The organism is Streptomyces thermoalcalitolerans (assembly GCF_039525155.1).
Lineage (GTDB): Bacteria > Actinomycetota > Actinomycetes > Streptomycetales > Streptomycetaceae > Streptomyces > Streptomyces thermovulgaris.
In genome coordinates, this window is record NZ_BAAAHG010000101.1 from 1 (window position 1) to 7,779 (window position 7,779).

The 7,779-nt window shown below is 72.8% G+C and carries 7 protein-coding genes; 2 read left to right on the top strand and 5 right to left on the bottom strand.

What is annotated here, in order from left to right:
* Positions 1 to 389, bottom strand: a 389-nt coding sequence (locus tag ABD224_RS28580; RefSeq protein WP_344055108.1) for a helix-turn-helix domain-containing protein, incomplete at its 3' end; no start/stop codon positions are given.
* Positions 386 to 1,303 (bottom strand): helix-turn-helix domain-containing protein, encoded by a 918-nt coding sequence (locus tag ABD224_RS28585; protein ID WP_344055110.1) that lies wholly within the window; start codon positions 1,301 to 1,303, stop codon positions 386 to 388. The genes ABD224_RS28585 and ABD224_RS28580, both read right to left, overlap by 4 nt.
* Before the next feature lie 326 nt (positions 1,304 to 1,629).
* On the opposite strand from ABD224_RS28585, the gene ABD224_RS28590 reads away from it, so the two are divergent.
* Complete coding sequence (locus ABD224_RS28590; protein ID WP_344055112.1) at positions 1,630 to 2,049, top strand: peptidoglycan-binding domain-containing protein; 420 nt, start codon at positions 1,630 to 1,632, stop codon at positions 2,047 to 2,049.
* Between the two features lie 82 nt (positions 2,050 to 2,131).
* On the opposite strand, the gene ABD224_RS28595 is transcribed toward ABD224_RS28590, so the two are convergent.
* From ABD224_RS28595 to ABD224_RS28605, 3 genes are read right to left on the bottom strand one after another with little or no spacing between them, the layout of a single operon-like run.
* The gene (locus ABD224_RS28595) at positions 2,132 to 3,868 is read right to left on the bottom strand and encodes a thiamine pyrophosphate-binding protein (RefSeq protein WP_344055114.1); all 1,737 of its coding nucleotides are present in this window, start codon (positions 3,866 to 3,868) and stop codon (positions 2,132 to 2,134) included.
* On the bottom strand, positions 3,865 to 4,845 hold the full coding sequence (speB, locus tag ABD224_RS28600; RefSeq protein WP_344055116.1) for an agmatinase: 981 nt from the start codon (positions 4,843 to 4,845) through the stop codon (positions 3,865 to 3,867). Before speB ends, ABD224_RS28595 begins: the two co-directional genes overlap by 4 nt.
* 56 nt (positions 4,846 to 4,901) lie before the next feature.
* Entirely contained in the window at positions 4,902 to 6,362 is a 1,461-nt protein-coding gene (locus tag ABD224_RS28605) for a sodium:solute symporter family protein (RefSeq protein WP_344055119.1), read from the bottom strand.
* A gap of 115 nt (positions 6,363 to 6,477) precedes the next feature.
* Here ABD224_RS28605 and ABD224_RS28610 point away from each other — a divergent pair.
* A partial coding sequence (locus ABD224_RS28610) for a PucR family transcriptional regulator ligand-binding domain-containing protein (RefSeq protein ID WP_425581075.1) occupies positions 6,478 to 7,779 on the top strand: 1,302 nt, incomplete at its 3' end.

The window sequence follows — 7,779 nt, forward strand, 5'->3', positions numbered from 1 at the left end:
CGGGCACCACCGGGCTTCGGGCACGGCGCGGGAGCGGCCGCCGCGGGTTCTGCGGGGGCCGTCGAAGGCTCGGCGGGGGCAGCCGAAGACTCGGCGGGGGCCGTCGGCGACGCGGGCGCCGGCGGACGGCCGGCCCGCCCGCTCCACACCGCGTCGGCCATCTCCCACAGGGCCAGCGGCCTGCCGGGGGCCTCGCCGGCCAGGCCGCACAGCATCTCGACGGCCTGGCGCGGCGGAAGGCACTTTCCGTTGAGGTAGCGCTCCCAGGAGGACTTGCTGTACCCCGTCTTCCCTGCCAGGGCGGCCAGGCTCAGCCCGGTCCGGGCGCGCAGACCGCGCAGCGTCTCCGCCAGCCGCTCGCACTCCAGCGGCCGCTCGCCGGGCCTCATTTCCGCAGCACCCCCCAGGTGTCCTCGCCGACCACGCCGTCCACGACGATGTGCGCGTCCCGCTGCAGCCGCTTGACCGCGCGCTCGGTGCGGCTGCCGAAGATCCCGTCGGCGAGTCCCGGCGGAAAGCCGTGGTGCCGCAGCAGACACTGCGCCTCGACGACGGCCCACTGGGTGGACCCCTTGCCGATCAGGGCCGTACGGGTCCTGCTGTACCCCGCGTACAGCAGGCCGTCGTCGTCCCGGTGCACCGCGCAGGGATAGTCCTTGCCGGGCCGGAACACGAACGGCTTCTGCTCCGGGTCCGTGACCGGACTGCCCGCCGCGACCACGCGCCCGCCCCGCTCCTCGCCCTTGTTCCCGGGAGCGGTCACCAGCAGGACGGTCAGGACCACCACGGCCGTGACGGCCGCGGCCACCGAGGCGGTCACCCACGGGCGCAGACCGCTTCGCCCGCCGCCACCGTTCTCCGGTTCCTCCTCCGGCTTCCCGGACGTCGAAGCCGCCCCGGCCTGTCCGGCCTGCTCGGTCGGCTCGGCCGGCTCGGCCTGCTCGGTCGGCTCGGCCGACTCGGCCGACTCGGCCGACTCGGGGTTCCGGGGCTGGTCGGGCCCCTCCCTCCGCGCACCTCCTCCCGGTCCTCCCGGGCCGTCCGTCGCGGCCGCGGCCAGCTCGTGCAGGGCCAGCAGCCGCTCCGCGTCGGCGGCACAGGCACGGGCGAACGCGGCCACCGCCCGCTGGGGCGGCAGCGCCCGGCCGTTGAGGTAACGGTCCCAGGAGGAGCGGCTGTACCCGGTCCGGGAGGCCAGCGCCTGCAGGCTGAGACCGCTGTGGTCCTTGAGCCGGCGGAGCTGTACGACCAGATGCCGCGCCCTGGGGTCGAGCGAATGCGGCAGCTGCTTCCAAGGAGACATGTCCCCCCACATCTCTTCCTTTTGGCGGCAGTTCCTCCTTGGAAGACAGGAGGGGTTCTCGCTCCGGTTCTCCGGCGCCCTCCCCCGGAAGGATGCTTTCGGCCACGGTGCGGTGCGGCCCGGCGTCCCGCCGCTGCCTCGTCCCGCACCGCGTCCCCGCAGGTCAGAGGGTGGGACGTCCCGTGTGGGCACCATCCTGCCGACGACGGTGGCCCCGCCCCGGGACGGACGGGCAGTGTCGGTGGGGCACGGCGGGGACCGCGTCCGTCCGGCACGGTCCCCGTACGGCACCGACAACCGACCAGCACGGAAAACGGGGAGAACCCATGACCATCAGCGCCATGCGCACGTCCCTCGGCATCGGCATCGCGACCCTCGCCCTCCTGGGCGGCACGGCGGGCGTCGCCACCGCCGGCACGTCCCACACGGCCGGCAGCGCCGCCACCCACTCCATCACCGGCAAGGCCTCGGCCGCGGCGAAGTGCTCGTACACCAGCAGCATCGGCTTCTACTGCGGCTACTACAAGGGCAGCGCCACCGTGAAGACGGGCAGCAAGGGCAATGCGGTCAAGGAGGTCCAGGCCCTGATCAACGAGACGACCTCCTACACGCCCAAGCTCGCGGTCGACGGCGACTTCGGTCCCAAGACCAAGGCGGCCGTGGTGTGGTTCCAGAAGACCTACAAGGTGAAGCCGTACGACGGCATCGTCGGCCCGAAGACGTGGAAGGAACTGCGCCTGAAGTAAGGCCTCCGCCCTCCCTGACCGGATGTGCCGTCCTCCCGGTGCCGTCGGCCCGGGTCAGCCGGCCCGGGTCAGCCGGCCCGGATCAGTCCAGGTGTGTCGGCGCGAACATGCGCAGGACCGCCGGGAGGACGACCACCGAGGGCCCTGGTGCGGCCAGGGCCCTCGCCAGGTCCTTCTCGAGGGTCTCGGGGGTGGTGCGCACGCCCGGGACGCCGAAGGACTCGGCCAGGGCCGCGTAGTCGGGGCGGGTGAGCTCCGTCGCCGTGGCCTGGCCGAAGGCGTCCGTCATGTACTCACGGAGAATGCCGTAGCCGCCGTCGTCGACGATCAGCCAGGTGACGTTCAGGTCGTACTGGCGGGCCGTGGCCAGCTCGGCGATGGAGTACAGGGCGCCGCCGTCGCCGGAGACCGCGAGGACCGGCCGGGTGGGGTCCGCGACCGCGGCGCCGAGCGCCGCCGGGAAGCCGTAGCCGAGACCGCCGGCGCCCTGGGCCGAGTGCATGGCGTTGGGGGACTTGGCGTCGAAGGCCGACCAGGCCCAGTACGCCAGGATCGTCATGTCCCAGAAGGACGGGGAGTCGGCGGGCAGGGCACGGCGGACGGAGGCCAGGACCTCCTGTTCGAGGGTGAGGTCCTGGGCGGCGATGCGGTCGCGGACCTTGTCCAGCAGCTCCCGCGCACGGTCGGCGGCGCTCTCGTCCGGGCGTTCGTCCACCGCCTCCAGCAGTGCCCGGACCGCCAGGCGGGCGTCGGCGTGGATGCCGAGCGCCGGGTGGTTGGACTCCAGCTTGCCGAGGTCGGCCTCGATCTGGACGATCCGGCCGCGCGGCTTGAACGTGTGGTAGTTGGAGGAGAGTTCGCCCAGGCCGGAGCCGATCACGAGCAGGACGTCGGCGTCCTCCAGGAAGTCCGTGGTGTGCCGGTCCTCCATCCAGGACTGGAGGGACAGCGGGTGCTCCCAGGGGAAGGCGCCCTTGCCGCCGAAGGTGGTGACGACGGGGGCGTTCAGTTTCTCGGCCAGGGCCAGCAGTTCACCGGACGCGCCCGCGCGGACCACTCCCCCGCCCGCGATGATCGCGGGGCGGGCGGCGTGGGAGAGCAGGTCGGCTGCCGCGGCGACGAGTTCCGGGCGGGGGGCCGGCTGCTCCGGGGTCGCGTCCATCGCCGTGACCACCGGCAGGCTCGTCGGAGCCAGCAGCACGTCCTGCGGGATCTCCACCCACACGGGTCCGTGGGGGGCGGTCAGCGCCGACTTCCAGGCCGCGGCGATCGCGGACGGGATCTGGGACTGGGTGCGCACGGTGTGGACCGACTTCACCACCCCCCGGAACGAGGCGGCCTGGTCGGGCAGTTCGTGCAGATAGCCGTGACGGCCGCCGCCGAGCCCGGCGGTCGGGACCTGGCTGCTGATGGCCAGGACGGGAGCGGAGGCCGCCGCCGCCTCCTGGAGGGCGGCCAGGGAGGTGAGGGCTCCCGGGCCGGTCGAGAGCAGCAGCGGCGCGGCCCGGCCCGTGATCCGGCCGTAGGCGTCCGCCGCGAAGCCGGCGTTGTTCTCCACCCGCAGGCCCACGTATCCGAGGTCGGAGCGGCGCAGCGCGTCGAACATGCCGAGGGCGTGCTGGCCGGGCAGGCCGAAGACGGTCGTCGCGCCGAGCCCGGCCAGCGTCTCCACGACCAGGTCTCCGCCGTTGCGGCTCCCTCTCACGCGGTGCGCAGTGCTGCCCTTGTGAGGGGTGACCGGGCGACGGGAGGGAGTGTCGAGCGCTTCCTTCGTCCGTGCGGGTGCGGGGCGGAGCGCCAGGTCGTGGTGGTGGGTCACTTCGCTTCCGTGTCCTTCCGGGCCGCCGCGATCTGGCGGGCCATGATGGTGGTCAGCTCGTACGCGGTGTGGGAGGCGGCGATCGAGGTGATCTCGGCGTGGTCGTACGCCGGTGCCACTTCGACGATGTCCGCCGACACCAGATGACAGTCGGCCAGGCCGCGCAGGATCTCCAGCAGTTCGCGGGAGGTCATGCCGCCCGCCTCGGGGGTGCCGGTGCCGGGCGCGTGGGCCGGGTCGAGACAGTCGATGTCGATGGAGATGTACAGCGGGCGGTCGCCGATGCGCTGGCGCAGCTGGTCGGCCACTTCGTCGGCGCCGCGCCGGTAGACGTCGGCGGAGGTGACGATGCCGAAGCCCATCTTCTCGTCGTCGGTGAGGTCCTGCCTGCTGTACAGCGGGCCGCGGATGCCGACGTGGGAGAGGGCGGAGGTGTCGAGGATGCCCTCTTCGACGGCGCGGCGGAACGGGGTGCCGTGGGTGTACTCCGCGCCGAAGTAGGTGTCCCAGGTGTCGAGATGGGCGTCGAAGTGGAGCAGGGCGACCGGGCCGTGCTTCCTGGCGACGGAGCGCAGCAGCGGCAGGGCGATGGTGTGGTCGCCGCCGAGGGTCATCAACCGGGCGCCAGTGCCGAGCAGTTCGTCGGCGGCGGCCTCGACGGTCTCCACGGCCTCGTTGATGTTGAACGGGTTCACGGCGATGTCACCGCCGTCGGCGACCTGGGCGAGGGCGAACGGTGAGGCGTCCTGCGCCGGGTTGTAGGGGCGCAGCAGCCGGGACGCCTCACGGATGGCGTTGCCGCCGAAGCGGGCGCCCGGCCGGTACGAGACACCGGAGTCGAACGGCACGCCCACGACGGCGATGTCGGTGGTGCCGACCTCGTCGAGGCGGGGCAGCCGGGCGAAGGTCGCGGGGCCGGCGTACCGCGGGACGCGGGAGGAGTCGACCGGACCGCGGGGTATCGCGTTGCTGCTCATACTGAAATGCCTTCTTTCTCACGCTTCATCGCGTATGTACTGCTTCCCGGGCGACTCTACTGGTGGGCCGGAGCGGGCTCGGACGGGAGTCCGGGGGTGCGCCCGGCAAGGCGCTCGCGCCAGGCGGCGAGGACGGCCTCGTCGGTGGGCCGGGTCAGCAGGGAGACGACGACGTAGGCGGCGAGGGAGGCCAGCAGACCGTAGTAGATGGGCTCGTTGGCGAGGATGCCGGCGGTCGCCATGAGAGCGACGACGGTGAGACCGCCGACGATCACGGAGGCGAGGGCGCCCTGCACGGTGCCGCGCTTCCACACCAGCCCGCCGAGGATCGGCACCAGCAGTCCGCCGACGAGCAGGTTGTAGGCGACGGTCAGTGCCGCGACGACGTCGTTGAGGGCGATGGCGGTGCAGATCACCGCGACGCCCATGATCAGGATGAAGGCGCGGTTGCCTCTGACCTCGTCGTGCGCTTCCTCACCGCGGCGGACGACGCCGCGCAGCCGGGACCAGATGTCGTTGTTGGCGACGGTGGCGCAGGCGATCAGCGCGCCGGAGGAGGTGGACATCACCGCGGCCAGGGCGGCGGCGAGCACCAGTCCGCGGACGCCGATGGGCAGGTCGTTCTTGACGACGGTGGCGAAGGCGTCGTCGGCGTTGCCGAGGTCGGGGTAGAGCACCTTGGCGGCGGTGCCGATGACCGCGCCGGCGACGGCGTAGGCCAGGCAGTAGGTGCCGGCGACGGTGCCGCCCCACTTGGCCGTCGCGTCGCTGCGGGCGGTGAAGACGCGCTGCCAGATGTCCTGTCCGATGAGCATGCCGAAGGTGTAGATCAGGACATAGGTGAAGATCGTCTCGCCGCCGATGCCCAGCGGGTCGAAGTAGGAGGTCGGCAGCTTGTCCTGCATCTCGCTGAAGCCGCCCGCCCTGACGACGGCGACCGGCAGCAGCAGGAGCAGGACGCCGATCGTCTTGACCACGAACTGCACCATGTCGGTCAGGGTGATGGACCACATGCCGCCGAGGGTGGAGTACGCGACGACGATCGTGCCGCCGAGGATGATCGCGACCGTGCGGTGCAGGTCGAACAGGACGTCGAAGATCGTGGCGTAGGCGATGGTGGAGGTGACCGCGAGCATCAGGGTGTACGCCCACATCACCACGCCCGAGATGACGCCGGCCCGGCCGCCGTAGCGCAGGTCGAGCATTTCGGAGACGGTGTAGACCTTCAGCCGGGCGATCCTGGCCGAGAAGAAGATCGAGAGGGCGAGCAGTCCGAGGCCGATGGTGAGGACCATCCAGGCCCCCGAGAGCCCGTACTTGTAGCCGAGACCGACACCGCCGATGGTGGAGGCACCACCGAGGACGATGGCCGCCATGGTGCCGGAGTACATGGTGGGCCCGAGCCGGCGGCCCGCCACCAGGAACTCGCTCTTCGACCTGGCGCGGCGCATGCCCCACCAGCCCATGGCCAGCATCCCGACCAGATACACAACGATCACTGCGTAGTCGACGACCATAGGGACCGCCCCTTCCTCGCGGCTGGTTCGTGGGTCGACCCTAGGTGGCCGAAAAGAGTCCTTGAAGTGTACGTTTCATCCATTCGAGCCGAGCGGGATGGAGGGATCGTCCACCATGCCGGATCCGTATGCGCCGGCCGTCCCGGCGGTCCCCCCGACCCCGCCGGTCCCCCTGTCGGCCCTGCTCGCCCGGGAGGACCTCGGCCTGCGCCACATCGCGGGGCCGGCCGGCCGGGACACGGTGATCCACTGGGTGCACACCTCGGAAATGGCCGACCCGTACCCCTATCTGCTGGGCGGTGAACTCCTGCTGACGGCCGGTGTTCATGTCCCGTCGGCCACGGCGGCCGCGTCGGCCGTGGACATCGGGCCGTATTTCGACACCTATGTCTCCCAGGTCGTCGCGGCGGGCGGCGCGGCGCTCGGTTTCGGCCTGGCACCGGTGCACGACACGGTGCCGCCCGCCCTGGTGGCGGCCTGCGACGCCCAGGGCCTTCCGCTGCTGGAGGTTCCCCCGCAGACCCCCTTCTCCGCCATCACCCGTGCCGTCTGGCAGCTGATGGCCCAGGTCCGCCTGGCCGAACTCCGCCGTGTCACCGAGGCCCAGCAGAGCCTGGCCGCCGCCGCCTCCCGGCCGAACCCCGTCCCCTCGGTCCTGCGCCAGCTGGCCCAGCGGCTGGGCGGCTGGGCGGTCCTCCACGGCCCGGACGGCGCGGAGATCGCCTCGGCGGGACGGGTCCCGCGCGAGGAGGTCCGCACGGCGCTCGCACAGCTGGTCGGCGTGGTGCGCCCGGCCCCGGCGGGCTCGCCCCGGCCGCCCGCTCCGGCCGCGCGGCCGGCACATCCCCCGTCCTCCCGGCAGCCGGAGGCCCCGGGACGCCCGGCCACCGGGTCCGCCTCCCCCGGCCGGACCGCTCCCTCCTCCGCCACCGACACCGTCGACGGCAGTCATCTCGCCGCCTATGCGCTGGGGACCGGGCGGGGGTTCGTGCTCGCGGTGGCGGCTCCGGAGCGGAGTCCCGGCGACCACACCGTCGCGTCCGTCGCCACGGTATTGCTGTCGCTGCTCACCGGGGAGCACCAGAGCGGCACGGGTGCGGCCCGGTCCTCGGCGCTCGTACGGATGCTGCTGGGGGCGGCGCCCGAGGAGGTCGCGCCACTGCTCGGGGCCGAGCGGTGGCTCGTGGTGCACGCCCAGCCGGACGCCCAGGCCCCCGACCCCATGGCCGCCTCCGCGCTCGGCACCGCGCTCGGATCCGCGCTGGTGGACCTCGCGGACGGGGTCGTACGGGTGCTCGTGCCCGCCGAGCGGGAGCCGGCTCCGCAGCCCGGCTGGACCCTCGGGGTGAGCACCGCCGTCACGGCCGCCGACTGGCCGGCCGCCGACGTCCAGGCCGCCCGCGCCCTGGCCCGCGCC